Origin of the sequence: Nocardioides sp. NPDC023903 (assembly GCF_040639295.1) — a bacterium.
Lineage (GTDB): Bacteria > Actinomycetota > Actinomycetes > Propionibacteriales > Nocardioidaceae > Nocardioides.
The window spans coordinates 54,497-81,394 of sequence record NZ_JBEZZS010000026.1 but is presented as its reverse complement, the minus strand read 5'-3'; the positions used below and the strand labels follow the sequence as shown (position 1 = coordinate 81,394).

The following is a 26,898-nucleotide window of genomic DNA, read 5'->3' as shown; positions in this document are numbered from 1 at the left end:
GACGGGAGGCGTACGTACCTGCACCTCGAGCAGGATGCGCTCGAGAGCCTGGGCACCGCGTCCCCCGTGGCGGTGCCCAGGCGCGTCCTGTTCGTATGCACGGGCAACTCGGCGCGATCTCACCTGGCCGCGGCGCTGTGGCGCCAGGTCAGCCCGATCCCCGCCGCCTCCGCCGGCACCCATCCCGCCGAGCACATCAATCCAGGGGCGGTCGAGGTCGCCTCCCGCCACCACCTGGATCTCCCCGTCGTCGATCCCCGCCATCTCGACGACGTGCTCGATCCGGACGATCTGGTGGTCACCGTCTGCGACCGTGCCCACGAGACGCCGAAGGTCCGCGGCGAGCTGCACTGGTCGATCCCTGACCCGGTGGACAAGGGCCCCGAGGCCTTCGACGCCGCGTACATCGAGCTCGAGCGCCGAATCAAGACGCTCGCCTCCCGTTTCGATTTCTGAACCCCACATCCCCCTCACCCCCAGGAGTGCCTCGATGAACGCTGATGCATCACCGACCGCCAACAAGCCGGGCGTCCTCTTCCTCTGTGTCGAGAACGCCGGCCGCTCGCAGATGGCGCTCGGCTTCTTCGCCCACTACGCCGGCGACCAGGCGATCGGCTGGTCCGGGGGCTCGGCTCCGGCCGCGGCGATCAACCCGGTCGCCGTCGAGGTCATGGCCGAGCTCGGGATCGACATCTCCGGGGAGTTCCCGAAGCCCTGGACCGACGAGGTCGTCCGCAGTGCCGACGCCGTCATCACCATGGGCTGTGGCGACGCCTGCCCGTTCTACCCCGGCAAGCGCTACGAGGACTGGAAGGTCACCGATCCGAAGGGTGGCGGCATCGAGCACGTACGCGGCATCCGCGACGAGATCGAGCAGCGCGTGCTCACCCTGCTCGACGAGCTCGGCGTGACCCCGGAGCGCTCGATCACGAGAGAGTGATCGGCGCCCGGCTGATCGTGAAGATCTCCTCGCTCGGAGCCGCGGTCCCGCAGCAGCCGCCACCGCTCGTGGTGCTGTCCGGGTCGTCGAAGAGCCCGGCGCCGCCGCAGACCCCGGTGTCGGGGAGCTCGAGGTCGACCCGGGCGGCCGCGTCGTGGTCACCGGCGAGCTCGGCCACCACGCTGCGTACCTGCTCGTAGCCGGTCATCGCCAGGAAGGTCGGCGCGCGACCGTACGACTTCATCCCGACGAGGTAGAGGTCGGGCTCGGGCTGGGCGAGGTCCTTGGCGCCGGTCGCGCTGACCGAGCCGCAGGAGTGCAGGTTGGGGTCGATCTGGACCGCGATGTTCCGCGGCGCCTCCAGCGTCGGGTCGAGGTCGAGGCGCATCTCGCTCAGGAAGCCCAGGTCGGGACGGTAGCCGGTGAGGACGACGATCTGGTCGGCCTCGATCGTGCGGCCGTCCTCGGCGATGACGGTGGCGCCCTCGACCCGCTCCGTGCGGAACCCGGTCACCAGCTCGACCGACCCGTCCTGGACCGCCTTCCTCGCGCGTACGCCGAGGGCGCCCCGCTCCGGGAGCTCGTCGGCCTCGCCGCCACCGAAGGTGTTCGTCGAGACCGCGCGGCGGATCGCCCAGGTGATCTTCGTGCCTGGGTGGTTCTTGGCGATGGCGGTGAGCTCGTTGACGGCGTTGAACGCGGAGTCACCCGCGCCGATCACGACCGTGTGCCGACCGGCGTACGCCTCGGGGTGGGCGCGGTCCGGAACGGCGTAGCCGAGCGCGCCCGCGGCGTGCGCCGCCCGCTCCCCGAGTGCCGGGAGCCCGTCGGCGCCGGCCGGGTTGGGCCGGCGCCAGGTGCCGGAGGCGTCGATGACGGCCCGCGCCTCGATGCGTTCCTCGGTGCCGTCCGCGCCGGTCACGTGGAGGACGAACGGCTGCTCGGCGCGGTCGGCGTCGACCAGGCGGTCACGGCCCTTGCGGGAGACACCGGTGACCGTGGCGCCGTAGCGGACGTGGTCGCCGAGGCTGTCGGCCAGCGGGGCGAGGTAGCGCTCGCGCCACTGCGCGCCGGTCGGATAGCCCAGAGTGGGCGCGGTCCAGCCGGTCGGCTCCAGGAGCCGGGCGGCGGCCTTGTCGACGAGCTCGGGCCAGGCCGAGAAGAGACGTACGTGGCCCCACTCGGCAACGGCTGCCGCTGGCTCGCTCCCTTGCTCGAGCACGAGCGGGGTGAGGCCGCGCTCGAGGAGATGGGCAGCGGCCGCGAGGCCCTGGGGGCCGGCGCCGATGACGGCAACGGGAAGGTCGGTCATGATGCTCCTCAGATTCAAGAACGTCGATATGTCGGCGACCTTAGGCGACGCATCGACGTTCGTCAATATCATTCGGTAGACTCGTCCTCATGACCGTTCTTCCCGTGCTTCCGTCCGCCGCCGTCGCGTGCTGCTCGCCGGTGACCGCAGGCGTCCTCGACGACGACCAGGCCGAGGCGCTGGCGCGGATGTTCAAGGCGCTCGGCGACCCCAACCGGGTCAAGCTGCTCTCGATCATCGCGGCCGCCGAGGACAAGGAGGCGTGCGTCTGTGACCTCACCGAGCCGGTCGGGCTCTCCCAGCCGACGGTCTCCCATCACATGAAGCTGCTGGTCGAGGCCGGGCTCGTCACTCGCGAGCAGCGCGGCCGGTGGGCCTACTTCTCCATCGTCCCCGGCGTCCTCGACTCGCTCGCCGGCGCGCTGGCGTCCAGCTCCTAGATCCCTGCGCCCGGGTTCACCGGGTCGCCGCGGCGATGACCTCCAGCAGTCGGCGGTGGAGCTCCATGAGCTCGTCGACGCTCATGTCGAGGCGCTCGACGATCGCGGGCGGGATCTTCTCGGCGTCGTCGCGCAGGGCACGCCCGCGCTCGGTCAGCACCACGGCGAGCGAGCGCTCGTCGAGCTTGTTGCGCTCGCGGCGGATGTAGTCCTGGGCCTCGAGGCGCTTCAGCAGCGGAGAGAGGGTGCCGGGGTCGAGCTGCACCTTGCGGCTCAGCTCGGAGACGCGGAGTGGCTCCTCCTCCCAGAGGGCCAGCATGACCAGATACTGCGGATGGGTCAGCCCCATCGGCTCGAGCAGGGGGCGGTAGAGGGCGATGACGCTGCGGGCGGCGACGGCCAGGCCGAAGCAGACCTGTTGATCGAGAGCCAGCGGGTTCTCGATCTCCGAGAGTGGATCCTTCTTCGTCGGCATGTGAGTTAGCGTACCAATAGTTGGTGCACAAACAGTTTGCCTGGTAAGTATTAGACCGTGAACGATCAACCGCGACGACCACGCCACCTGATGGACCCGGACAACCCGATCCGGCCGGTCAACGACAAGTCGCTCACGCACGTGAAGCAGTGGGTCGCGTCAGTGCTCGTCGTGTTCACCGTCGCCCACCTCGCTATCGGGCTGGTCATCGGTGCCGTGGCGATCGACCCGGTCTACCAGAGCTCGCGGATCGGGCTGTGCATCATCGCGGCGGCCTTCGGGTTGCTGGGTCTGGCCGGCGGGTTCCTCATCCACCGGCGCAGCCCGTTCACGCCCTGGCTGGTCCTCGGTGTCCTGCCGGCCGCTGTCGGGCTCTGGTACATCCTGCGCTGAGGCCCGAATGCCGAGTCGGCGCGTTCTGACGCGCCAACTCGGCGGGGTTTCTCGTCAGAAGAGGTCCGGCACGGTCCAGCCGTCCAGGTCGTACTCGGCCAGGAACTCGTCGGCGAGCCCCTTCATCGCGTCCGCCCCGCCGCGGTTCTGGGCGGCGAAGAGGAGCTCGGCCTTCACGTTCTCGTGGTTGCCGGAGTAGTTGCGCTCGTAGAGCTCGTGGCGGCCGCCGAACTCGGAGCCGATCGAGTCCCACAGGGCCTTCATGACCTTGACCCGGTCGACGGCGGTGATGCCGTTGGAGCCGCGGACGTACTTGTCCAGGTACGGCCGCACCTCCGGGCTCTTGAAGTCGGCGGCGCCGGAGGGCAGGTAGATCAGCCCGGAGGCGACGTCCTGCTCGATGATCTCCTTGACCCGCGGATAGCCGTGGATCATGAACATCCGGTACGTCAGGCCGTACTCCAGCTTCGGGATGACCGCGTCGCCGACCCACGGCTCGGGGTCGCGGGCCATCGACTCGGTCAGCGACCAGAACAGGTTGCGCCAGCCGATCACCTCACCCACCCGGGTCTGTACGCCGCGGAAGCCGCCCGAGCCGGTGGCATCGAGCGCCTTCATCAGCAGGCCGGCGATGAAGTCGAGCTTGACGGCCAGGCGCGTGCAGCCCTGGAAGGTGAACCGCGGCAGGAACCCCGACTGCGGGAAGAACGCGTTGATCCGGTCGACGTCGCCGTACATGAAGACGTTCTCCCAGGGCACGAGCACCTTGTCGAAGATGAAGATGGTGTCGTTCTCGTCCATCCGGCTCGACAGCGGGTAGTCGAACGGCTCGCCGTTCCGGGCCGCCTGCTCGGTGTAGGAGGAGCGGCAGATCAGCTTGATGCCGGGGGCGTCCATCGGGACGGTGCAGATCAGCGCGAACTGCTTCTTGCGGATCGGCAGACCGTAGTGGGCGATGAAGTTGTAGTTGGTGATCGCGCTACCGGTCGCCACGACCTTCGCGCCGGAGACGATCAGTCCGGCGTCGGTCTCCTTCTCGACCTTCATGTAGACGTCGCCGACCTCGTCCGGCGGCAGCTGGCGGTCGACCGGCGGGTTGATGATCGCGTGGTTCCAGTAGAGGACCTTCTCCTGGGACTCGCGGTACCAGCGCTCGGCGTTGTCCTGGAACGGGGCGTACAGCTCCTTGTTGGCGTGCAGGGTGCCGAGGAAGCTGGCCTTGTAGTCGGGGGAGCGGCCCATCCAGCCGTACGTCATCCGGGCCCAGCGTGCGATCGCGTCGCGCTCCTTGAGCAGGTCGGCCGAGGACGTCGGCGTCTTGAAGAACGGCATCGTGATGCCGCCGTTGCCGGTGTCGGTCGGCACGGTGAGCTCGTCGACGTGCGGGCCGGTGTGGAGCGCGTCGTAGAGGCGCGCGGTCATCCGCACCGGGTTGCGGAAGGCCGGGTGCGTGGTGACGTCCTCGACCCGCTCGCCGTGGAGGTAGATCTCGCGGCCGTCGCGCAGGCTCTCGATGTACTCGTCGCCGGTCATCGGGCGGGAGGCGAAGTTCGTCTGCTGGTTGGCAGGGGAGCCGGCGGCAGGATTGATGGTCGGGGGGCCTGAGTGCTGCTCGGGGGCGAGGGTTTCGGTCATGGTCTTTCTCCTTGGATCGGATCTCGGTCGGATCAGTAGTGGGTGGATCGCGGGATAGCGGGGACTTCGATGGCGGTGAACGACGTGGTCGCGTCGAACCAGCCGGTGTTCGGGTCGTCCTGGCAGCCGAGCCAGACGACCTCGGAGGACGGGTTGCCGATGTGGTGGAAGGCGCTGTCGTGGAAGAGCAGCGGCTTGCGGTCGGTGGTGATCACCTCGACGACCTCCCCGAGGAACAGCAGGTGGTCCCCGCCGTCGTCGGTACGCCACGGGCGGCACACCAGCGTCGCGGCCGTCCCGCCCAGCCGCGGCGCCGTCGCACCCTCGCGCCAGGGGAGCGGATCGCTGCAGGGGCGCCCGGCGAAGTGCATGGCGACATCGCTCTGGTCGGCGGCGAGGACGTTGACCGCGAAGGCCTCGCCCTCGAGATAGGCGGCCGCCTTGGACGTACGCGCCAGGGCGACCTGCACCAGCGGCGGGTCCAGCGAGATCGGGGTGAAGGCCGTGACCGTGGCGCCGTGGTGGGCGTCGTCAGGGGTGCGGCAGGTGATCACGGTGACGCCGGTCGCGAAGCGGCCGAAGGTCGACCGCAGGGTGCGTGGGTCCATGGAGCTCCTCCTTCGTCGGGGCCGCGGGTCTGTGGCGGCGGTCACGTTGGAGGACGACGCTAGATCCGGATCACGAGGGCGGCGATCCGCTGCGCGAACGGGCTATCCGGATTGCGCACCGGGTTTCCGGACGCTCTCGGCGGCGGCTAGATGCGCTGTTAATGTGAAGGACGTCACTAGGGGGTGGCAGATGGGCGTGACCAGCACTCTCACCGCATCATCCGGCTCGTCCGGCGACATGGAGAGCTTCTCCGACGAGGTCGCCCGGGCGTACTTCCCGCATGCCCTGATCATGCGCGGCCGGCCCGCGCGGCCGGCCGAGCTGCGCGCGGTCGACCTCGGTCCCGTCCGGCTGACCCGGATTGGCTGGGGCGCGGAGGTGTCGGTGGAGTCGGACCATCCAGGTGCCTGGGCGGTCAACGTCCCGCGCAGCGGTGTGCTCGAGGCCAACGTCGGCGGCGCCCACGTGCTCTCGCTCGACGGCCAGGCGACGGTGTGCCCTCCCGACCGGCAGACCAAGATGACGCGCTGGTCGGCCGACTGCTCGATCGTCGGGATGCGGGTCGACCGTGACTACCTGGTCGAGGAGGTGGCGGCGCTGGTCGGCCTGCACACCGACCGGCTGCCCGCTCAGCTCGACCTGCGCGCCGACGGCGCCCGAGCCTGGATCGGCCTGCTCGGCTCGCTCGGCACCGAGGCGATGCGCAACCCTGCCCTGGTGGGCGACGAGCGGGTGCGTCGCCGGTTGGCGGGGACGCTGACCGCCGCCTTCGTCGCCGCCTGCTTCCCCGAGGAGCCGGCCGTCGGCTCCGTCCAGCCCCGCATCGTCTCCCGCGTCGTCGAGGCCATGGAGGCCGACCCGGCGCGCGAATGGGCCGTCTCCGATCTCGCCCGCGAGGCCGACGTCGGCATCCGCCGCCTCCAGCAGGGCTTCCAGCGCTACCTCGGCCGCACCCCGACCCAGAAGCTGCAGGAGATCCGCCTCGAACGGGTCCACGCCGACCTCCTCGCCAGCCGCGGCGACACCGTCGCCGAGGTCGCCTACCGCTGGGGCTTCACCCATTTAGGCCGCTTCGCCGCCGCGTACCGGCAGGCCTACGGTGTGACGCCCTCCCAGACCCTGCGCTGCCGCTGACCCTCCTCGCCGAGTCGGCTAACTGTTGCTGAGGCCGGCCAGGATGGCGAGGGCGCGGGTGAGCAGCGGGCTCTCGTCGCCGGCTCGGGTGGCGGCGACGAGCTCGACGCCTGGGGTGCCGGTGAGGGGGACGTACACGACGCCCGGGACGGCGAGGGCCGCGGTGGGCTCGGGCACGATGGCGACCCCGAGACCGGCGGCCACGAAGGTGACCAGGGTGGAGGTCTCGGCGACCTCGTGGGCGATGTGACTGCGGATCCCGGCGGAGTCGAAGAGCTCCTGGATCATCGCGTTCATCGCCGAGCGGCCGCTGCCGGCGTGGATGACGAGGCCTTCGCCGTCGAGGTCGGCGATGCGTACGCGGCGACGGCCGGCGAACCGGTGGTCCTTCGGCATCGCCACCAGCAGGTCCTCCTGGCGCAGGTGGGTGATCGAGAGGCCGGGGCCCCCGGAGTTGCCCGTGGGCAGGGGGCGGAGCAGGCCGAGGTCAAGGGTGCCGTCGATGAGCGCCGCGGCCTGGTCCGGCGAGAGCATCTCGCCCCGGAACCCGAACTCGACCTCGGGCAGCTCGGCACGCAGGGTGCGCGCCAGGGCCGGGAGCAGCGAGTACGTCGCCGACCCCACGCACCCGATCAGCAGACGCCCGCGCCGCCCCGAGGCGATGCTCGCGGCCTCGTGGGCGGCGGCGTCCACGGCACCGAGGATCTCCCGCGCCCGTTCCAGGTACGCAGCTCCGGCCGGGGTCAGGTCGACCCGTCGCGTCGTCCTGGTGAGCAGGGTCAGCCCGAGCTCGGCCTCGAGCTGGCGGATCTGCTGCGACAGCGGCGGCTGCGCCATGTGGAGCCGCTCGGCCGCCCGGCCGAAATGCCGCTCCTCGGCGACCGCGACGAAGTAGCGAAGGTGGCGCAGCTCCATGCACTCATATTCGCAGAGTCTCAGTCTGCCGTCAGTGATCAGCCTGCCGAGGCGTCACCCCCGTCGGCCGAGGCGTCGCGTACGTCGGCCGAGATGGCACCGCAATGCCAACTCGGCCGACGCAACTGACGTCTCGGCCGACCTAACTGACGTCTCGGCTCAGGTTGGCAGGGAGTCGCCCTGGACGGCTTGGATGTCCAGCTCCACCTTGAGGGTCGTACCGATGGCGGCGATGCCGGCGGCGACGGCCTGGTTGTAGTTCATCGCGAAGTCCTCGCGGCGCAGCTGGGCGGTGGCGCGGAAGGCGGCGCGGGTGCCGCCCCAGGCGTCGGGGCCGGTGCCGAGGTAGGCGACGTCGAGATCTACGGAGCGGGTCTGGCCGTGCATCGAGAGCTCCCCGTGGACGGTCCAGCGGTCCGATCCGGCGGGGGTGAGGCCGGTGGAGCGGTAGACGATCTCGGGGAACGCCTCGACATCGAGGAAGTCCCCGGTGCGGAGATGGTCGTCGCGCATGCGGTTGCCGGTGTCGATCGAGGCGGCACGGATGACGGCCTCGACGCGTGACTTCTCCAGATGGTCCGGTGCGATCTCGACGACGCCTGCGAAGTCGGTGAACCGGCCGCGCACGCTGGAGATGCCCAGGTGCTGCGCGACTGCGCCGACGGTGGAGTGGGCGGGGTCGATCGTCCACGGACCGGGGGCCGGGAGCGACGTGTCTCCCTGACGGGTCAAGGTGATGGTGCCGAGCGCAGCCTTCCCCGAAGCCGTGACGATCGCGGTCGCCGCGGTGGGGGACCAGCCGATCGCGGTGACGATCGCGACGTACGGCCCGGGGGCGAGGACGGTGTCGTCGGTGACGACACCGTCCTCGTCGGCCTCGGCGCGCAGCACCTGACCGCCGGCCGTGTCGGTGAGGGTGACGACCGCGTGCGCCACGGCCCAGCCGTCGCGGGTGCGGATCTGTGCGGTCAGTGCCATCGTGGATCAGTCCTCGGGGTGGGAGAGGACGATCTCGTGGCCGTCGACGCCGTGGCCGGTGAGGCTCACGGCGCCGGCCGCCGGCGGATAGCTGGTGGCCAGGACCGTGTAGTCCCCGCTGTCGAGGTCGGCGAAGGCGTACGCCCCGTCCGCTCCCGTCGTCGCGGTCCCGGCCACGTTGCCCGCCGCGTCGACCAGCGTCACCCGGGCGTCGGCGAGGGGCCCGAAGGACGCCTTGACGACACCGGTCAGGCGAGCGCCGGTGACCATCTCGACCTCGATCCGGGTCAGGCCGGTGGCGCCGATCTCGATCGGCACCGCGCGCGGGCGGTAGCCCTCGGCGTTGACCGCGACCGTAGCCGGTCCCGGGACCAGCTCGTCGATGAAGAAGGTGCCGTCCGCGACGGTCGTGCCGGTGGAGAGCAGGTCGCCGCGTACGTCGGTCACGATCACCATCGCGTCCTTGATCGGCGCGCCGTCCTCGCCGCCTCGCACGATGCCCTTGAGGCCCGTGGTGCCGCTGAGCAGGAGGTCGTACGCCACCGGCCCACCGCCCACGACCACCGTGGAGGCCTGCGGCTGGAAGCCGTCGGCCGAGGCGATCAGGACGTACGTCCCCGACTCCGGCGCGTCCACCGCGTAGGAGCCGTCGGCGTGAGCGACCGAGCGGCCGAGCTGGCGCCCGGAGAGCGAGATCAGCGTGACCGCTGCGTGCGGGATAGGGATGCTCCCGGAGCCGCGGACGAAGCCGTGCAGCGCGATCCCGTTGGCGACCGGCGGCGCGGAGGCGGCAGCGTACTGCTCGGGCACCCCGGCGACGGCCTCGGCGACCGCTGCGGGGCGGTCGACCTCGGCGGCCTCCTCGGCAGCCTGGGCGAGCCCGCCCTTGGTCTTCAGCGGGACCTCCTTGATGAACACCACGAACAGCAGCGCGATGACGGCTGCCCCGGCGGCGACCAGGAAGATGTCGGCGATGCCGTGGCCGTACGCACTCTCCAGCACGGTCCGCAGCGGCTCGGGGATCTTGTCCATGTCCGGGATCTCGCCCGAGGTGCCCTGGGCCAGCGCGGCATAGCGAGGACCGAGGTCGGCGAGGCCGTCCTGGACGTAGTCGGTGACCCGGTGGGCCATCAGCGCGCCGAGCGCGGAGACGCCCATCGCACCGCCGAGGCTGCGGAAGAACGTCACCATCGAGCTGGCCGCGCCGAGGTCGGCGGGGGCAACCTGGTTCTGCGTGGAGAGGACCAGGTTCTGCATCGTCATGCCGACGCCCAGGCCCAGGATCGCCATGAAGACGGCGACGTGCCAGTACTCGGTGTCGTAGCGGATCGTGCCGAGCAGGCCCAGTCCACCGACGATGAGGGTCGCGCCGACGACGAGCCAGGCCTTCCACTTCCCGGTGCGGGTGATGACCTGGCCCGAGATGGTCGAGGAGAGGAACAGCCCCGCGATCATCGGGATCGTCATCACGCCGGCCATCGTCGGAGACTTGTCGCGTGCCAGCTGGAAGTACTGGCTGAAGAAGATCGTGCCGGCGAACATCGCCACGCCGACGAAGAGCGAGGCGAGCGAGGAGAGCGTGATCGTCCGGTTGGCGAAGAGCCGCAGCGGGATGATCGGCTCGGCGGCCTTCGACTCGACGAGTACGAAGATCAGCAGGAGCAGCACGGAGCCGCCGACCATGGCCGCGGTCTCCCAGGAGGCCCAGTCGTACTTGTCACCGGCGAAGGTGACCCAGACGAGCAGCAGGCAGACGCCGGCCGCCATGAAGAACGCGCCTGCCCAGTCGACCTTGACGCCGTCGCGCTTGATGACCGGGAGGTGCAGGGTCTTCTGCAGCACGATGAAGGCGATGACCGCGAACGGGATGCCGACGTAGAAGCACCAGCGCCAGCCGAGCGAGTCGGCGTCGGTGATGACCCCGCCGATCAGCGGGCCGCCGACGGTCGCGACCGCGAAGACGGCGCCGAGGTAGCCCGAGTAGCGGCCACGCTCACGCGGGGAGATCATCGCGGCCATGATGACCTGGGCAAGGGCGGTCAGACCGCCCATGCCGATGCCCTGAACCGCCCGGGCGGCGATGAGCTGACCCGGGTTCTGGGCGAGACCGGCGACGGCCGAGGCCGCCACGAAGAGGACCAGCGCGATCTGCATGAGCAGCTTCTTGCTGAACAGGTCGGCCATCTTGCCCCACAGCGGGGTGGTGGCCGTCATGGTCAGCAGGGAGGCGGTGACCACCCAGGTGTAGGCAGACTGCCCGCCGCCGATGTCGGCGATGATCTCGGGCAGAGCGTTGGAGACGATCGTGGAGGAGATCATCGCCACGAACATGCCGAGCAGCAGACCCGAGAGCGCCTCCATGATCTCGCGGTGAGACATCTGACCGTGCGAGGTGGGCGAGCCCGCGGACGGGCCTCCCGGTGGACCGGCGTGAGTCCGTTCGGCTGTCGTCGTTGCCATGGACTTCCTTTCTGTGGTGCTGCCTAGTTGCTGGTGGTGCCGCAGTGGCCGAGGCTGTCGCGGAGCTTGGTGACGAGCCGTACGAGTTCATGTACGTCGCGCTCGTCCCAGCCGCTGAGCCGGTCTGCGATGAGGTCGGTGAGCTGGTGGGAGGCGTTGTCGAGCAGGTCGCGCCCGGCGGCGGTGAGACGGAGGATGCGGGAGCGTCCGTCGGCCGGGTTGGGGGAGCGCTCGATCCAGCCCTGGTCGGCGACGCACGCCACGTGTCGGCTGGTCACCGAGATGTCCACGGCGAGCAGCTCGGTGAGCTCGCTCATGGTCATGTCGCCGTGCCGGCGCAGCATCGTCAGCACCCCCGCGGAGCCGGCCGACAGCTCGGGCGGAAGCCTGCGTACGAGGCCCTTCCGTACGGCTCCGACCTCGCTGAGCTGATGGATCAGCTCCTGGTACGTCGCGTGCCCGATCATCATCCCTCCAAGTTGGTTGACTTTTACAACCATATGGAGGATAGGGGTCCAATGCAAATCCGGCAGGACTCGGCGTGTTGCTAGGCGACGGTGCCGCGGGCCGCCCAGGCCGTCGCGGTCACGGTGAACGGGCCGTTGCCGAACCGGCGCCGAGCGACCTCCTCGAGCGCGGTGCGCCCGGCGTCGTCGAGAGACTGCACGTAGTCGCCGGCAGGCCCGACGCCGAAGGTGTAGGGGTCCCACCAGTCCTCGAACGTGGGGTGCGTGATGCGCACGACCAGGCCGCTGGGCTCGACCTTGCGGAGGCCGACCTTCTTGAACAGCTTCTCGAGGTCACCCAGCCGGGAGCCGGCGAGAAGGGCCTCGTCCTCGGCCTCGGGGTCGATCTCGTGCACGCACGCCCAGAACGGCGCGACGGCACCGGTGTCGCCGTCCCAGACGCATGCCGCGACGGTGCCGCCGGGCCGGGTGACCCGGATCATCTCCTTGATGCCGGCCTCCGGGTCGGTCATGAAGTGCACGACGAGCTGGGCCAGCGAGGCGTCGAACCAGTTGTCGGCGAAGGGGAGCGCCTCGGCCACACCGGTGTGCACGTCAACCCGGGCAAGCTGCCGCGCGACCGCCTCGATGAAGGGTGGCGAGGGGTCGACGGCGGCCACCAGGTGCGCCTCGGTGAGGGTCACGAGATGACGTGTGAGCGTGCCAGGGCCGCAGCCGACGTCGAGCACACGCTGGCCCATGCTGACCCGGGCGAACTCGGCGAAGTGGGGCGAGAGGGGTTCGGCGTAGCGCCCCATGAATCGGGCGTACCTCTCTGCGGCCACGTCGAACGCCATGCTCCAGGCTAGGTCCGCCGTTCGCTACGCCGACAGCCCCAAGTTCGGTATCTCCAGGTGCCGCTAGTGCGTCGAGGGCGTCGTCGGGATCTCCGAGCGGTCGTCGGACCACAGCGTGTGGAAGGTGCCGTCCTTGTCGACGCGCTTGTACGTGTGGGCGCCGAAGAAGTCCCGCTGGCCCTGGATGAGCGCGGCCGGGAGCCGGTCGGCGGCGAGCGAGTCGAAGTAGGCCAGCGCCGAGGAGAACCCGGGTGCGGGTACGCCAGAGGCCGCCGCGATCCCGACGACGCGTCGCCACGCCTCCTCGCCGGACGCGACCGCGTCGGCGAAGTAGGGGTCGACCAGCAGCGTCTCCAGGTGGGGCTTGGTGGCGTAGGCGTCCACGATCCGGTTGAGGAAGCGGGCCCGGATGATGCAGCCGGCGCGCCAGATCTTGGCGAGCGCACCCAGGTCGATGTCCCAGCCGTACTCCTTCGCCCCGGCCACGATCAGGTCGAACCCCTGCGCGTAGGCGACCACCTTCGAGGCGTAGAGAGCCGCGCGTACGTCATCGACGAACGTGTCGGGGACCTCCGGCGTCTTCGGGCGGGACGTGACCGAGGCCCGCATCGCGCCACGCTGGGCCGGCTTGGAGGAGACCGCCCGGGCGAAGACGGCCTCGCCGATGCCGGAGACCGGGATACCGAGGCCGAGCGCGTTCTGCACCGTCCAGACGCCGGTGCCCTTCGAGCCGGCCTCGTCGAGGATGACGTCCACGAGCGGCTGGCCGGTCTCGGCGTCCTTCTGGGCGAGCACCTCCGCGGAGATCTCGATCAGGTAGGACTCCAGGTCGCCGGTGTTCCAGTCCTTGAAGACGTCCACGAGCTGCTCCACCGAGAGCCCGCCGACCCGCCGGAGGAGGTCGTAGGCCTCCGCGATCAGCTGCATGTCGGCGTACTCGATGCCGTTGTGGACCATCTTCACGAAGTGGCCGGCGCCGTCGGTGCCGACATGGGTCACGCACGGCTCGCCCTCGGCCACCGCGGCGATGCTCTTCAGGATCGGGCCGAGCGTCGTCCAGGCCTCGGGCGAGCCGCCGGGCATGATCGAGGGGCCGTTGAGCGCACCCTCCTCGCCACCGGAGATGCCGGTGCCGACGAAGTTCAGGCCACGCTCACGCAGCTCGCGCTCGCGGCGGATCGTGTCGTTGAAGTTGGCGTTGCCGCCGTCGACGATGATGTCGCCCGGCTCGAACCGCTCGGCCAGCTGCTCGATCACCGCGTCGGTGCCCTTGCCCGCCTGGACCATGATGATCGCCGTACGCGGCATGGCCAGCGTCGTCACGAAGTCGTCGATCGTCTCGGAGGCGAGGAAGCCGGCCTCGGGATGCTCGGTGATGAGCTCATCGGTGCGGGCGTAGGTGCGGTTGTAGACCGCCACCGTGTTGCCCTCGCGAGAGGCGAGGTTGCGGGCCAGGTTGGAACCCATCACGGCCAGGCCCACCACGCCGATGTTCGCGCGGCCATTGTTGTTGTTCGGCATCGTGCTCCTCGGTTGAGTCGGTGATGCCATTCAACTCTGCTCGTCAAGCAGCGGCACTGGGCGGCTCGGCGCGGAAACGCGCCGGCCGTCCATCCACGCCGAGAGCCTTCCAGGACCATCGCGTCAGCGGCGTACGCAGTCCGAGGTTGTCGAAGAGCATCCGGACGTCGGCGAAGAGGTGACGGCGGAACGCGGCGGCCTCGGCGCCGGTGCCCCAGACCTCGCGGACGACCGAGTCGGGCAGCCCCATGAGCTCGCGGTCGGCGCGCGAGGGGATGATGATCGCGTCGGAGCCCAGCCGCATCGCGATCGGGGTGAGGATGCCGAGGGCCAGGCGCGAGACCGGGTTGAGCGAGGGGGCGTGCTCCTCGAGCCAGGCGTGCGCGAAGCCGATGTGGCGGGCCTCCTCGGCGATGTGGATGGCCATGATCTGGTCCAGCAGCGGATGGGTCCCGCCGGCGCGCATGGCCTCCTTCTGAACGTGGTCGATCGGCTCCTCGCCGGCCAGGATGATGGCGAAGAAGAGGGCGGGGTAGAGCCCGCCGAGGTGTCCCACGAGCGGGATGGAGCGCATCAGCCAGCCCGGCGCGCCCGCGACGTCGGGGCAGACCCGGTTGGTGAACTCCTGGAACATCTGGATGTGGTGGGTCTCCTCGGTGAGCTCGTGCATGAAGTAGCGGAACTCGGGGTCGCCGTTGTCGACGCCCATCAGGAACTGGGTGCCGCCGAGGAGAAGCAGCTGCTCGAACTGGGAGCCGGTCTTCACCATCGCGGTGAGCCGGTGCCGGCCGACCTCGATCTGCCGCGCCTTGGGCAGCGACTGGTACCACGGGTGGGCGCCGAGCAGGTCGAGCGTGGGCAGGATCCAGCGCTCGTCGTCCTCGGGCAGAGCCATCTCGGGCGCGTCCCAGTCGACGTCCTTGAATGCGTTGAAGTACATCTCGACCGACGCCTCGGACAACGTACGCAGCGTCTCGTCGTACTCCTTGCGGGGCACGGGCCTGGTCGGCGTGATCATCCGGACCGGGGTGCCGGCGACGGCACCCACGTAGCCACCGATCGAGCGAAGTGTCTGCACAACCATCCGAGCCTCCTTGCACGACGTTGATACGTCACCAAGGTACATGGGATTTGTGTACCAGGAAACAGGTTCGGTGCGTGTGTCTCGCTCAGCAGATCTCGGCGGCGAGGGCCTTCCGGACGCCGGCGACGAGGTCATCCGGAGTCCTTGCCGGGCGGTCGAACATGGTGCGCGCGCTGTGCGCCCCGCCCTCGTCGACCCACTGGAACTCGAAGCCTTCGGCGTTGAGCCCGGTGATCTGGGCGGCGAGAATGGTGTCGACCGGGATGTAGGAGCGGGTTGCGACGGCCTCGCGGAGCTCGTTGCCGTGGTGGTTGTTGAGGTGGTCCTGGTTGCGGTGGAGCACGCCGTCGTTGAGGTCGAGGTCGCGGTCGGTGAATGCGTTGAGAGGGATCGGGACCGCCTCGCCCGTGCGGCGGACCAGCATCACGTTGGAGACGTCCATGACCACCTCCTCCCACTCCGTCTCGCAGCAGGTGCAGGCATCCGTACGCAGCCACCTCAGCGCCCCGGTCAGGCGGACCGCCTCGCCGTTGCCGAACACGCCCTGCAGGACCAGCACGACATGGCTGCCGCGGCGCCCGGCGTACGCCATCCGCTGCTCGGGCGGGCACAGGAAGGTCGGGCGGCCGCCATCGTCGGCGAAGCCCTGCATCTCCAGCTCCTCCATCGAGTAGGGGATCCCGTCGATCACCACGCTGCCGCCACGGGGGCATGACAGGATGCTGCGGGCAATGCTGGCGGTCGAATCCATGGCACCTCCTGTTTAGGTAAGGCTTACCTAAACACGGGTGGCGCTGGGATGGCAAGAGACCCAGCCCACGCCACGTCGCTCCCTCGGCTACGCGACGCGATTTCGACGCCGCGTCACGAGCTTCGCGCGTTGCTCGGAGATCCGCTTCCACACCACCTGCTGGACGGCCAGGGTGAGCCACCCCGCGGCCGCCATGCCGGCCAGGTTGACGACCAGCTGCAGCGTGCTTCCCCAGATCTCGTCGCCCAGTCCGAACGCGAGTCCCAGCGCGACGTTGCCGGCGGCGGGGACGGTGGTGACGGAGATGAAGACGCCGGAGAGGCCGCCGACCTTGGCGGAGGTCAGGGAGAGTACGCCGGCGGCGGCTGCGATCAGGGCGACGATGAACGACCACTTGTCGGGGGTGTAGATGAAGGCCGTGCTGGGGCGTTCTGCGGTGACGTCCGCTTCCGTGATCCAGCCCAGTCCGCGGGCCGCCAGAGCGGCCAGCGCGGTGACCGCGATCGCGACCAGGAACCCGATGAGCAGCGTACGCACGGCGCGTTTGAACAGGTTCGAACGGCCACGGACCAGCCCGAGCCCGAGGGCGGCCACGGCGACGAACTCGGGGCCAAGGACCATCGCGCCGATGACCAGGATCTGGGAGTCGAGCACGATCGCGATCGCGGCGAGGACGGTCGCGAGCGTCATGAAGGTGAGGTAGGTCCAGTTGAGCTCGGACTCCTCGTACGTCTGCTGGGTGACCTGCGCCCACACGACCGTGTCGGCGCTGCTGCCCGGTGCGGCCTGCTCGGCCTCGAAGGCCGACTGTGAGAGCCAGGTCTGGACCGGCTCGACATGGATGCTGCCCTCCTTGTGGATGCCGAGGGAGCGCAGCTGGTCGATCACGCCGTCGGCGGCCTCACGGGCGACGTCGGCGAGCACGAGGTCGCCCTCGGGCTTCCTGGCTGCCGAGGGCATCACGACCAGCCCGCTCACGGCAGGGTCCTCCTCGAGGATCTCCACGGCGCTGGATGCCAGGTCTGTCGGTGCGGTGATCCGCAGGTGCAGCATGGGCACAGTGTGCCCGAGCGCGCCGGGCGGCTGAGTGCGCTACCCAATCCCGGTGAGCGGCCTGTCCAGTCACCTGTCGCCGTCGGACGAGCGCCTAGCGTGCGGTCACAACTCTCTGAAAGCAGCTGACCATGGTCACCGAGCACACCGCCGCGTCCATCAAGATGCGAGCGATCGTCCAGAGCAGGTACGGAGATGCCGGTGATCTCCACCTCGACCGCATCGACGTTCCAGAGGTCGCGGACAGCGAGGTTCTCGTGCGCGTCCACGCCGCCGGGCTCGACCGGGGCACCTGGCACCTGATGACGGGCAAGCCGTACCTGATGCGGATCGCCGGGATGGGTTTCAAGGGGCCGAAGGACCAGGTGCCGGGTCGCGATCTCGCGGGTGTCGTCGAGGCGGTCGGGTCCGCGGTCACCAGGTTCGCGATCGGTGACGAGGTCTACGGCATCGGCCGCGGCACCTTCGCCGAGTACGCGGTCGCGCCCGAGTTCAAGCTCGCCCACAAGCCCGCACGGCTCTCCTTCGAGCAGGCCGCGGTGGTGCCGATCTCGGCCGGTACCGCGCTGCAGGCACTGACCGACCAGGGCCGCCTCGAAGCCGGCCAGTCGGTGCTGGTCATCGGCGCGTCCGGGGGCGTGGGCAGCTATGCAGTCCAGCTCGCGAAGGCACTCGGCGCCGAGGTCACCGGCGTCGCCGGCACCGAGAAGCTGGACCTGGTCCGCTCGCTCGGCGCCGACCACGTCATCGACTACACCCATGCCGACTTCGCCGACGGCACCAGCCGCTACGACCTGATTCTCGACATCGCCGGCAACCCCGGCCTGTCCCGGCTGCGGCGGGCGCTGACCCCGACCGGCACCGCGGTGCTGGTCGGCGGCGAGCACGGCGGCAACCTCACCGGCGGCATGAACCGGTCCCTCCGGGCGCTCCTGCTCACGCCGTTCATCGGGCAGCGGTTCGCCATGTGCATCTCCAAGGAGCGCGCCAGCGACCTGGAGCGGCTCGCCGGCTTCTTCGAGGCCGGCACCGTCGTACCGAGCCTCGGCCACACCTTCCCGCTCGACCGGGTCCCGGAGGCGATGCGTCTCCTCGACTCCGGCCACGTACGCGGCAAGGTCGCCATCACCACGATCTGAACTTCTCGTCTCGGACTCGACAATCACAGATTCGAGGCACGTCCCATGAACATCATGGCCACCTCACCACCCGCCGGCACACGTGCCCGGCGTCTCGACACCGGCTCGCGGATGTGGGCCTCGCGCCTGATCGGGGCCCTGTTCCTGGCCGGGTTCGTGGTCTACGGAACCGGCTCGTTCCTCGTCACGTCGGTCCTGGACGGCGACGACTTCCTCGCCGGGGTCGGTGCCCAGGAGACCACTCTTGCTCTCGGCGCGTTCCTGATGATCGCGACCACGGCGATCGACATCGGCAAGGCCGTCATCTTCTTCCCCGTCCTGGAGCGCAACGGCAGGCGTACTGCCGTGGCCTATCTGGCCACCATGATCTTCGAGATGGCGATGATGACGGTCGGTGTGCTCGCACTGCTCATGATCATCCCGCTCGCCGACCGCGCAGGTGAGATCGGTGCCGACACCGCCCAAGCGCTCGGGTCGCTCGCGGTCGACGCGAACGAGACGGCGTACCAGATCGGACAGCTCTCGCTCGCGTTCGGTGCTCTGTTCCTGTGTGCGCTCCTCTTCCGCACCGGTCTGGTCCCCAGGTGGCTGGCGGCGCTCGGCCTGCTCGGCTACGCGCTGCACATGGTGGGCTCCGCCGCCGAGCTCTTCGGCGCCCCGATCAGCCTCGTACTCCTCATCCCGGGGGCCATCTTCGAGATCACGCTCGCGTTCTGGCTGATCATCAAGGGATTCGACGAGGCCGCGTACGACAGGCCTGCTCGGTGAGGGGCCATGCACGGTAGGACGGCCCTCATCACGGGTGGCACCGGTGGCATCGGGCGGGCGACCGCCATGGGCCTTGGCCGGCTGGGCGCGAACGTCGCGATCACGGGCCGGGACGCGGTTCGTGCCGAGGAGACCGCGCAGGAGATCCGCGAGTCCACCGGTGCGACGGTCTTCGTGTTCCTGGCAGACCTCTCCAGCCAGGCCGAGGTACGCCGGCTGGCCGCGGAAGCGCTCGACCGGCTGCCGACGATCGACGTGCTGGTCAACAACGTCGGTGGCTACTGGGACACCCGCCAGCTGACCGTCGATGGGATCGAGCGCACCCTCGCCGTCAATCACCTCGCCCCGTTCCTGCTGACGGAGCTGCTGTTGCCTCGGCTGAAGCGGAGTGCGTACGCCCGGGTGGTGACCGTCGCATCCCAGGCGCACACCCAGGGGTGGATCGACTTCGACGACCTCCAGGGCGAGCGCTCCTACTCCGGGGCCCGTGCCTACAGCCAGTCCAAGCTCGCCAACGTGCTGTTCACCCACGAGCTGGCGCGGCGCCAGCCGAGGGTGACGGCCAACGCGCTGCATCCCGGCGTGGTGAGCACCGCCTTCGGAGCAGCGGACCCCGGACGTACGCAACGGCTCCTCGTCCCACTGCTGCGGCCATTCATGAAGAGTCCCGCCAGGGGTGCGGAGACCTCGATCTACGCGGCATCCGCCCCGGAGCTGGTCGGTGCCACGGGCGGCTACTTCGCCAACAGCAGGTCCCGGCGCTCCGCGCCGCAGAGCTACAACCAGGACCTCGCCTCACGCCTGTGGCAGGTCAGCGAGGATCTCGTCCGAGCCCGCTAGGGGCCGCTTCAGATCGTGAACTATCCAGCGTGTGGCACCGGCGTTAGCGTCGAAGCCGATCCGGCCGACCGGCTGGACCTTCTCGGGCACACGAGAGGGGGGAATTCACCAATGACCGTCACCGACATCGACACCGACAAGCTGATGGCGTTCGTCTTCAGGGCTGTCGACGAAGTAGGTGCGACGCTCAACGCGGCTCTGGTCGTGATGGGCGACAAGCTCGGCTACTACCGCGACCTCGCGGCCAACGGCCCGTCCACGGCCGAGGAGATGGCACGGCGTACCGGAACCGTCGAGCCCTACGCCCGGGAGTGGCTGCGCGCGCAGGCCGCGGGCGACTACCTGACGTACGACGCCGAGACCGACCGCTTCACGCTGCCTCCCGAGCAGGCCGTGGCGCTGACCGTGGAAGACAGCCCGGCGTTCCTGCCCGGCTTCTTCCAGATCGCCCTCGGGACCGTGCACGACACCACGCACATCATCGAGGCGGCCCGCATGGGCACCGGCGTCGCGTGGGGAGACCACGACACCGACGTGCACAACGGCTGTGAGCGGTTCTTCCGCCCCGGCTACAACGCCAGTCTCATCCCGGACTGGCTGCCCGCGCTCGAGGGAGTGGTGCCGAAGCTGGAGGCAGGCGCGACCGTCGCCGACGTCGGCTGCGGCCACGGGGCCTCGACGATCCTGATGGCGCAGGCCTTCCCGCGCTCGACATTCGTGGGATCCGACGCCCACGCCCCGTCCATCGAGATGGCGCGCAAGCGCGCCGCCGACGCCGGCGTCGCCGACCGGGTGACCTTCGAGACGGCCACGGCCCAGTCGTTCGGCGGCGAGGGCTACGACCTGGTCACGATGTTCGACTGCCTCCACGACATGGGCGACCCGGTGGGCGCTGCCCGCCAGGTCCGCGCCACTCTCGCGGACGGTGGCACGTGGATGGTCGTCGAGCCGAAGGCCGGGGACCGCGTCGAGGACAACTTCAACCCGGTCGGGCGGGCCTACTACGGCTTCTCGACGCTGCTGTGCACGCCGGGGTCGGTCTCGCAGGAGGGGGCCGCGGCGCTGGGCACCCAGGCGGGACCCGCGCGGATCCAGCAGGTGACGACCGATGGCGGGTTCAGCTCGTTCCGCACCGTCGCCGAGACGCCGTTCAACCTGGTCTACGAGGTCAGGGCCTGAGGCACGCGGGGCCGTCTGGTCACAACCTGACCAGGCGGCCCCGCGGACCACTCAGAAGCCGATCGGCAGACCGGCGTAGTTCTCCGCGAGCCCGGCGGCGGCGTGCTCGCTGGAGGTCACCCAGCGCAGCTGGGAGAGCTGGAGCTGGGTGTCGAACGGGTCCTCGGCGGTGTGCAGCATCGTGGTCATCCACCAGGAGAAGTGGGTGCAGCGCCAGACGCGGCGCAGCGCCGTCTCGGAGTAGTCATCGGCCAGCCGCGAGTCGCCCTTGAGCAGCGCTGTGAGCGCGGGCGCCAGCAGCGCGACGTCCGCGACCGCGAGGTTGAGCCCCTTGGCTCCGGTCGGCGGGACGATGTGGGCGGCGTCGCCGGCCAGGAAGAGTCGGCCGTGGCGCATCGGCGTCGAGACGTGCGAGCGCATCGGGAGGACGCTGCGGTCGGTGATCCGGCCCGGCTGCAGGCTCCAGCCGTTCTGGCCGTGACCGAGCCGGGCGGCGAGCGCGTCCCAGATCTGGTCGTCGGACCAGGTCGCCGGGTCGGTGCCGTTGGGCACCTGGAGGTAGAACCGCGAGACGCTCTCCGAGCGCATCGAGTGCAGCGCGAAGCCGTCGGGGTGCCAGGCGTAGATCAGCTCGTCGGTCGAGGGCGCGACGTCGGCGAGGACGCCGAACCAGCTGTAGGGGTAGGTGCGGTCCCAGCTCTCCCTGGCCGGGATCGCGGCGCGGCTGGGACCGAAGGAGCCGTCGCAGCCGACGATGATGTCCGCCCGGATCCGCTGGGGGAGCCCGGCCGCGTCGGTGAAGGTGACCGAGGGCCGGTCGGACTCGATGTCGTGCAGCGCGGTGTCGCTGACCTCGTAGTGGACGACCTGCCCGGCGGCCTTGCGGGCGTCGATCAGGTCCTTCTGCACCTCGGTCTGACCGTAGACGTAGACCGCCCGGCCGACCAGGTCGACGAAGTCGAGGTGATGGCGCTCCTCGGGCCACTGCAGGTAGATCCCGCGGTGCTTGTCGGCGTCGCGGGCCAGCCGGTCGCCGAGACCGACCTCGGTGAGCAGATCGACGCTCGACTGCTCCAGGATCCCGGCGCGGATCCGGGCCGCGACGTACTCCTCCGACCGGGTCTCCACCACGACCGAGTCGACTCCGTCGGCGGCGAGGAGATGGCTCAGCAGCATCCCCGCGGGGCCGGCGCCGACGATCACAACCTGCGTACGTTCTTCTGCCATGGGGTGAGTCAACTCCTCTTCGTGCGGCTGCCGCCAGAGCGTTCTTCCACTGAGTGGAAACCGTGCTGATGGGTTGGAATTCCAAATGGCGCGGATGGGGTCTTGTGTCCGCGCCAACTCGTCCCTACGGTCGAGGCACCCCGTTTGTGACCCGAGTCACAAACCACAGAAGGAGCGCCCCGATGCCCGACGTCCTCGCCGACCGCGCCGCCATCGAGTCCCAGATCGGCGACCAGACCATGGTCGACGTACTCGCCAAGGTCGTCGCCGAACGCGGCCCCGAGCCGGCCTTCTCCGACCGGCACACCGCCGACGGAACGGGCTGGCGCACGCTGACATGGGGCGAGCTGCACCAGCGCGCCCGCGAGCTGGCCGCCGCCTACATCGCGGCCGGTCTTCAGCCGGGGGAGTCGGTCGCGATCATGGCCGCCAACCGCATCGAGCACATCGTCGCCGACATGGCCGCTGTGCTCGCCGGCGGTGTCCCGATCAGCATCTACAACACCCTCGCGCCCGACCAGGTGGGCTACGTCGCCGAGCACGCGGACCCGCGGATCGTGGTGCTCGAGACCGACGACCACGTCGCCCGCTGGGCCCTCGGGCTGAAGCGCGAGGAGGTCGTACGTGTCGTCACCATCGACACCAGGGTGGAGGACGATCCGCGCGCGGTCGCCTGGGACGACTTCGTGGCCTCGGGCGCGGCGGCGCTGGCCGAGGTCGGCGCGGAGCTGGACGCGCGCAGCGCCGCGGTGACCCCCGACGACACCGTCACGATGCTCTACACCTCGGGCACGACCGGGCAGCCGAAGGGTGTGGTGCTCACCCACCGCAACATCGTCTTCGAGACGACCAGCTCGCTGACGATCTCCGGCGTCGAGGAGCCGGGGGTGCTCGTCTCCTACCTGCCGTTCGCGCACATCGCCGAGCGGGTGCTCAGCCTCTACATCCCGCAGTTCAACGGCGGCCACGTCTACCTGGTCCAGGACCCCGCACTGCTGCTCGGCACCCTCCAGGAGGTGCACCCGACGAGCTTCTTTGGCGTGCCGCGGGTGTGGGAGAAGATCCGCACCGGCGTCACCGCGCTGCTCGCCGCCGAGACCGACGAGACCAAGAAGGCCGGTGTCGAAAAGGCGATGGCGGTCGGGCTGGCCTACGTCGAGTCGCAGCAGTTCGGGCAGACCACCTCGCCCGAGCTGCAGGCACAGTTCGAACAGGTCGACGCGGCCGTCCTCTCGACCATGCGCGCACTGCTCGGTCTCGACAAGGTCGAGTGGGCGGCCAGCGCGGCCGCACCGATGCCGCTCGAGGTGGCGAAGTTCTTCGCCGGCCTGGGGCTCAAGATCTACGACGTCTACGGCATGACCGAGACCACCGGAGCGGCCACCGGCAACGGGCCGGAGGCCTTCCGGCTCGGCACTGTCGGCCGCGCCCAGCCCGGGATCGAGCTGCGCATCGCCGATGATGGCGAGATCCTGTTCCGCGGCCCGATCATGACCCCGGGCTACGTGAACCGCCCCGATGCCACCGCCGCGCTCTTCGACTCCGAGGGCTGGCTGCACACCGGCGACATCGGCTCGCTCGACGAGGACGGTTTCCTCACCGTGGTCGACCGCAAGAAGGAGATGATCATCAACTCCGCGGGCAAGAACATCGCCCCCTCCAACATCGAGAACCTCCTCAAGGAGAGCCCCCTCGTCGGCCACGCGATGGTGGTCGGCGACGGCCGGTCGTACGTCGTCGCCGTCCTCACCCTCGACGGCGAGATCGCTCCCGTGGTGGCCAAGAAGCTCGGCGTCGAGGCCGGCTCGCTCGCCGAGCTGGCCCAGCATCCGGTCATCCGGGGTGCCGTCGCCAAGGCCGTCGAGGCCGCCAACGCCCGCCTCTCCCGTCCCGAGCAGGTCAAGGCCTTCGAGCTGCTCAGCCAGGAGTGGACCGCCGAGTCCGAGGAGCTCACCCCGACCCTGAAGCTGAAGCGGCGCGTGGTGAGCAAGAAGTACGCAGACATCATCGACGGGCTCTACGCCCAGGAGTGAGCCGGAGCGGCCTACCCCGCGACGGCGTCCAGACGGCTCACCTCCTCGTCGGTCAGCCGGAGGGCGCCGGCGGCGATGTTCTCCTCGAGGTGGGCGGGGTCGGCGGTGCCGGGGATGGCGAGCACGTGCGGGCCCTGGTGGAGCGTCCAGGCGAGGCGTACTTGGGAGGGGGTCGCGGAGTGTGCCTCGGCGATGGCCTCGACGACGTCGCGACCGGCCTCGTCGGGGGAGGTTCCGGGGACCGCGCCGGCCACGGCGGCGCCGATGGAGTTGAAGGGTACGAACGCGACCCCCTGCTCGCCGCACAGCCGCAGCAGGGCGTCGTCCTCGCGGCGGGTGGTGAGGCCGTACTGGTTCTGTACGCAGGCCACCGGCCCGATCGCGAGCGCCTCGGTGAGCTGCTCGGGATAGATGTTGGAGAGGCCGACGTGCTCGACCAGGCCCGCCTCGCGCAGGTCGAGCAGGGCGCCGAAGTGGTCGGCGATCGATCCGGGGCCGCGCTCGCGCCCGGCTCCCCAACGCAGGTTCACCAGGTCGAGGTGGTCGAGGCCGAGCTGGCGGATGTTCTCCTCGACCTGGTGGCGCAGGTGCTCGGGTCGGGGGTCGGACTCCCAGGCGCCGTCGCGGCTCCGCGGGGTGGGGCCGACCTTGGTCGCGATCAGCAGGTCATCGGCGTACGGCTGGAGGGCGGTCGCGATCAGCTCGTTGGCGGAGCGCGTCGGGGTGAAGTAGATCGCCGCGGTGTCGATGTGGTTCACGCCGAGCTCGACGGCGCGGCGGAGCACGGCGATCGCGTTCTCGCGGTCGGGGGCGATCGGCGTGGACAGGTTGCCGATCAGACGCATCGCGCCGAAGCCGATGCGGTTGATCCGCTTGTCGCCGAGCTGCCAGGTGCCGGCAGTCCCGGCGGTGATGTGGTTCGTGGTCATGCTCTCCAGCGTCGCGACCCGACGCCGCGTACTCACGCCGTTGGCAGGTTGTTGCCGATCGCGCCTCGCGTCTTGGCAGGCGGGGGAGAATCGATGCCGTGACCAACATGGTGGGGACGATCCGGACGGGCGGGACCGTCGCCGTCGTACGCGGCGAGGAGGAGCTGGTGCGACGCACCTCGCACCTGTTCGCGGCCGCCACCGACATCGCCTGTGCGGCGATCGACCTGCGCACCTGGTCGGCCGCGCGGACCGAGTCCGGCATCAGGGCAGCGTTGTGCGGTCGCGACGGCGCCGAGGTGCGGCTGCGGAAGGTCTACCGGCCCAACGTGCTGCTCGACCCGGTCTCCGCCGCCCATCTGCGCGAGATCCGCGACGTCCGAGGCGCTCAGATCCGGATCACTCCCGACGAGATCAACGAGACGATCCTGATCGACCGCCGGGTCGCGATCCTCGCCGGCGACCCGCGCCTGGGCGAGCGCACCTTCAGCATCGTCACCCAGCCGGAGGTGGTCCAGGGCGTCACCTCGCTCTTCGACGTGGCCTGGCGCTCGGCGACGACGGTGGACGCCTACGACGCCCGGATCGCCGAGCTGCGCGACATCGCGCCGCAGGTGCTCGATCTGCTCGGCCGGGGCGTCAAGGACGAGGCCGCGGCGCGCACCCTCGGGCTCGGCGTACGCACCTACCGGCGCAGGGTCGCCGAGCTCATGGAGGCGCTCGGCGCCTCGTCCCGGTTCCAGGCCGGCGTACGCGCCCGGGAGCTCGGGCTCGTCTGACCGTTCCGGTCAGTGAATCCGGTCAGCGGTGTCCGGATCCTGACGCCGGAGTCTCTTTCTCAGGGGCCGCCCGGTAACGTCGAGGGCGACTTGTTCGGGCGGGTCAGGAGGTCAGCAATGCGTTGCTTCATCGTCGTCAAGGAGCGCAGCGACGCCGAGAAATGGGACTGGGTTCTGGCCGGTCCACGGCTGCACGCGGCGGGATCGCTGGGTGCCCGCGGGACCGAGGACGCGATCATCGCGGCGGTCGGGGCGGCGTACGACTCGCTGGAGTCGCTCGCGCCGGTGCAGGTCGTGGTCGCGCTGCCGTCCAACTCGCGGTTCTGGATGCTGACCGACGAGATCGCGGACGCCTATCCCGGGGTCACTGTTGTGCCGTTCACCGACGAGGACGCGGACATCCGCTCGGAGGCGGTGGAGGCGCTGGCGATCCATCGGGCCGGCCCGCTGCCGCCGCTGGTGGTGGCGACCGACGGCTCGGCGCACCGCGGGTTCATCGGCTGGGGATGGCTCGCCGGCGACGGCCAGCACGGCTTCGGCCGGCAGGTGCCCAACGCCCGGATCCGCGACCCCCAGTCGCTGGTGGTCCTGGCCGAGCTGCAGGCGATCGCGGAGGCGGTGCGGGCGCTGCCCCGCCGTACGCTGACCATCCGGACCGACTCGAGGGTCGCGCTCGCGATGATCGAGGACTGGCTCCGAGGCGAGCTGTCGATGCCGAAGGGCTATGACACCGAGCATCGCGCCGAGCTAGCCGGCCTGACCCGGATGCACGACGACCTGTGCCGCGAGTCCGATCGGCTCTCGTTCGAGTGGGTGCGCGGCCACGTCGGCGAGGCGCTCAACGAGGGCGCCGACTCGCTCGCGAAGCTCGCCCGGCGCTTCGCCGAGGGGACCTGGGGGCTGACCGCCGACGAGGTGCCCGGGCGCGCTCGGGCGATCGCGGAGACGTTCGCTGCGCCCGTGGCCTCTGGCTCCGCCACCGCCGGGTAAATTCGGCCCTC

The 26,898-nt window shown here is 70.1% G+C and carries 27 protein-coding genes; 12 read left to right on the top strand and 15 right to left on the bottom strand.

The features are described 5' to 3' along the window. Positions 1-456: ArsR family transcriptional regulator (locus tag AB0F44_RS22555; RefSeq protein ID WP_357358909.1), on the top strand; the 456-nt coding region annotated here is incomplete at its 5' end. A 34-nt stretch (positions 457-490) separates the two neighbouring features. Beyond that, positions 491-940, top strand: coding sequence for an arsenate reductase ArsC (locus tag AB0F44_RS22550; RefSeq protein ID WP_357358908.1), 450 nt, complete (start codon positions 491-493; stop codon positions 938-940). Here AB0F44_RS22550 and AB0F44_RS22545 read toward each other — a convergent pair. Continuing rightward, positions 927-2,252 (bottom strand): NAD(P)-binding domain-containing protein, encoded by a 1,326-nt coding sequence (locus AB0F44_RS22545; protein ID WP_357358907.1) that lies wholly within the window; start codon positions 2,250-2,252, stop codon positions 927-929. The genes AB0F44_RS22550 and AB0F44_RS22545 overlap by 14 nt on opposite strands. An 89-nt stretch (positions 2,253-2,341) precedes the next feature. Between AB0F44_RS22545 and AB0F44_RS22540 the strand changes: the two genes are divergently transcribed. Continuing rightward, a complete protein-coding gene (locus AB0F44_RS22540; protein ID WP_357358906.1) occupies positions 2,342-2,692 on the top strand; it encodes a metalloregulator ArsR/SmtB family transcription factor in 351 nt (116 codons plus the stop codon). A gap of 16 nt (positions 2,693-2,708) precedes the next feature. Here the strand turns inward: AB0F44_RS22540 and AB0F44_RS22535 are convergent, their stop codons facing one another. Beyond that, positions 2,709-3,167, bottom strand: a complete 459-nt coding sequence (locus AB0F44_RS22535) for a MarR family transcriptional regulator (RefSeq protein WP_357358905.1) — start codon at positions 3,165-3,167, stop codon at positions 2,709-2,711. Between the two features lie 57 nt (positions 3,168-3,224). Here AB0F44_RS22535 and AB0F44_RS22530 point away from each other — a divergent pair, with 57 nt between their 5' ends. Further along, the gene (locus AB0F44_RS22530) at positions 3,225-3,560 is read left to right on the top strand and encodes a hypothetical protein (RefSeq protein WP_357358904.1); all 336 of its coding nucleotides are present in this window, start codon (positions 3,225-3,227) and stop codon (positions 3,558-3,560) included. A gap of 54 nt (positions 3,561-3,614) precedes the next feature. Here AB0F44_RS22530 and AB0F44_RS22525 read toward each other — a convergent pair whose 3' ends face one another. Then, complete coding sequence (locus AB0F44_RS22525; RefSeq protein ID WP_357358903.1) at positions 3,615-5,195, bottom strand: 4-hydroxyphenylacetate 3-hydroxylase N-terminal domain-containing protein; 1,581 nt, start codon at positions 5,193-5,195, stop codon at positions 3,615-3,617. 32 nt (positions 5,196-5,227) lie between these two features. Beyond that, positions 5,228-5,803, bottom strand: coding sequence for a flavin reductase family protein (locus tag AB0F44_RS22520; protein WP_357358902.1), 576 nt, complete (start codon positions 5,801-5,803; stop codon positions 5,228-5,230). A gap of 190 nt (positions 5,804-5,993) precedes the next feature. On the opposite strand from AB0F44_RS22520, the gene AB0F44_RS22515 reads away from it, so the two are divergent. Continuing rightward, entirely contained in the window at positions 5,994-6,938 is a 945-nt protein-coding gene (locus AB0F44_RS22515; protein WP_357358901.1) for an AraC family transcriptional regulator, read from the top strand. Between the two features lie 18 nt (positions 6,939-6,956). On the opposite strand, the gene AB0F44_RS22510 is transcribed toward AB0F44_RS22515, so the two are convergent. From AB0F44_RS22510 to AB0F44_RS22470, 9 genes are all read right to left on the bottom strand, one after another. Next, positions 6,957-7,853 (bottom strand): LysR family transcriptional regulator, encoded by an 897-nt coding sequence (locus AB0F44_RS22510; protein WP_357358900.1) that lies wholly within the window; start codon positions 7,851-7,853, stop codon positions 6,957-6,959. Between the two features lie 159 nt (positions 7,854-8,012). Further along, a complete protein-coding gene (locus tag AB0F44_RS22505) occupies positions 8,013-8,831 on the bottom strand; it encodes a YceI family protein (protein WP_357358899.1) in 819 nt (272 codons plus the stop codon). Positions 8,832-8,837: 6 nt separating this feature from the next. Next, on the bottom strand, positions 8,838-11,291 hold the full coding sequence (locus AB0F44_RS22500; RefSeq protein WP_357358898.1) for an MFS transporter: 2,454 nt from the start codon (positions 11,289-11,291) through the stop codon (positions 8,838-8,840). Positions 11,292-11,314: 23 nt separating this feature from the next. Then, positions 11,315-11,758, bottom strand: coding sequence for a MarR family winged helix-turn-helix transcriptional regulator (locus AB0F44_RS22495; protein WP_357358897.1), 444 nt, complete (start codon positions 11,756-11,758; stop codon positions 11,315-11,317). Positions 11,759-11,838: 80 nt separating this feature from the next. Beyond that, on the bottom strand, positions 11,839-12,594 hold the full coding sequence (locus tag AB0F44_RS22490) for a class I SAM-dependent methyltransferase (protein WP_357358896.1): 756 nt from the start codon (positions 12,592-12,594) through the stop codon (positions 11,839-11,841). Positions 12,595-12,657: 63 nt separating this feature from the next. Beyond that, positions 12,658-14,115: an NADP-dependent phosphogluconate dehydrogenase gene (gene gndA, locus AB0F44_RS22485; RefSeq protein WP_357358895.1), complete on the bottom strand. Its 1,458-nt coding sequence runs from the start codon at positions 14,113-14,115 to the stop codon at positions 12,658-12,660. A gap of 43 nt (positions 14,116-14,158) precedes the next feature. Further along, on the bottom strand, positions 14,159-15,199 hold the full coding sequence (locus AB0F44_RS22480) for a diiron oxygenase (protein WP_357358894.1): 1,041 nt from the start codon (positions 15,197-15,199) through the stop codon (positions 14,159-14,161). Positions 15,200-15,284: 85 nt separating this feature from the next. Then, a complete protein-coding gene (locus AB0F44_RS22475; RefSeq protein WP_357358893.1) occupies positions 15,285-15,950 on the bottom strand; it encodes a DUF2470 domain-containing protein in 666 nt (221 codons plus the stop codon). A gap of 87 nt (positions 15,951-16,037) precedes the next feature. Then, a complete protein-coding gene (locus AB0F44_RS22470; RefSeq protein ID WP_357358892.1) occupies positions 16,038-17,003 on the bottom strand; it encodes a DUF389 domain-containing protein in 966 nt (321 codons plus the stop codon). A gap of 131 nt (positions 17,004-17,134) precedes the next feature. Between AB0F44_RS22470 and AB0F44_RS22465 the strand changes: the two genes are divergently transcribed. The 4 genes from AB0F44_RS22465 to AB0F44_RS22450 all read left to right on the top strand — a co-directional run bounded on the left by AB0F44_RS22465 (position 17,135) and on the right by AB0F44_RS22450 (position 20,929). Next, positions 17,135-18,142: an NAD(P)-dependent alcohol dehydrogenase gene (locus AB0F44_RS22465; RefSeq protein WP_357358891.1), complete on the top strand. Its 1,008-nt coding sequence runs from the start codon at positions 17,135-17,137 to the stop codon at positions 18,140-18,142. Positions 18,143-18,187: 45 nt separating this feature from the next. Next, on the top strand, positions 18,188-18,910 hold the full coding sequence (locus tag AB0F44_RS22460) for a DUF4386 domain-containing protein (RefSeq protein ID WP_357358890.1): 723 nt from the start codon (positions 18,188-18,190) through the stop codon (positions 18,908-18,910). A gap of 6 nt (positions 18,911-18,916) precedes the next feature. Beyond that, positions 18,917-19,750: an SDR family NAD(P)-dependent oxidoreductase gene (locus tag AB0F44_RS22455; RefSeq protein WP_357358889.1), complete on the top strand. Its 834-nt coding sequence runs from the start codon at positions 18,917-18,919 to the stop codon at positions 19,748-19,750. Between the two features lie 111 nt (positions 19,751-19,861). Next, a complete protein-coding gene (locus tag AB0F44_RS22450; protein ID WP_357358888.1) occupies positions 19,862-20,929 on the top strand; it encodes a methyltransferase in 1,068 nt (355 codons plus the stop codon). 51 nt (positions 20,930-20,980) lie between these two features. Here the strand turns inward: AB0F44_RS22450 and AB0F44_RS22445 are convergent, their stop codons facing one another. After that, entirely contained in the window at positions 20,981-22,156 is a 1,176-nt protein-coding gene (locus tag AB0F44_RS22445) for a 4-hydroxybenzoate 3-monooxygenase (protein ID WP_357358887.1), read from the bottom strand. Between the two features lie 182 nt (positions 22,157-22,338). On the opposite strand from AB0F44_RS22445, the gene AB0F44_RS22440 reads away from it, so the two are divergent. Continuing rightward, entirely contained in the window at positions 22,339-24,189 is a 1,851-nt protein-coding gene (locus AB0F44_RS22440) for an AMP-dependent synthetase/ligase (protein WP_357358886.1), read from the top strand. An 11-nt stretch (positions 24,190-24,200) separates the two neighbouring features. On the opposite strand, the gene AB0F44_RS22435 is transcribed toward AB0F44_RS22440, so the two are convergent. Beyond that, positions 24,201-25,118 (bottom strand): oxidoreductase, encoded by a 918-nt coding sequence (locus tag AB0F44_RS22435; protein WP_357358885.1) that lies wholly within the window; start codon positions 25,116-25,118, stop codon positions 24,201-24,203. 107 nt (positions 25,119-25,225) lie between these two features. On the opposite strand from AB0F44_RS22435, the gene AB0F44_RS22430 reads away from it, so the two are divergent. Together AB0F44_RS22430 and AB0F44_RS22425 are read left to right on the top strand one after the other, a co-directional pair. Continuing rightward, on the top strand, positions 25,226-25,897 hold the full coding sequence (locus AB0F44_RS22430; protein WP_357358910.1) for a DNA-binding response regulator: 672 nt from the start codon (positions 25,226-25,228) through the stop codon (positions 25,895-25,897). Positions 25,898-26,014: 117 nt separating this feature from the next. After that, a complete protein-coding gene (locus AB0F44_RS22425) occupies positions 26,015-26,887 on the top strand; it encodes an RNase H family protein (protein ID WP_357358884.1) in 873 nt (290 codons plus the stop codon). Positions 26,888-26,898: the final 11 nt, after the last annotated feature.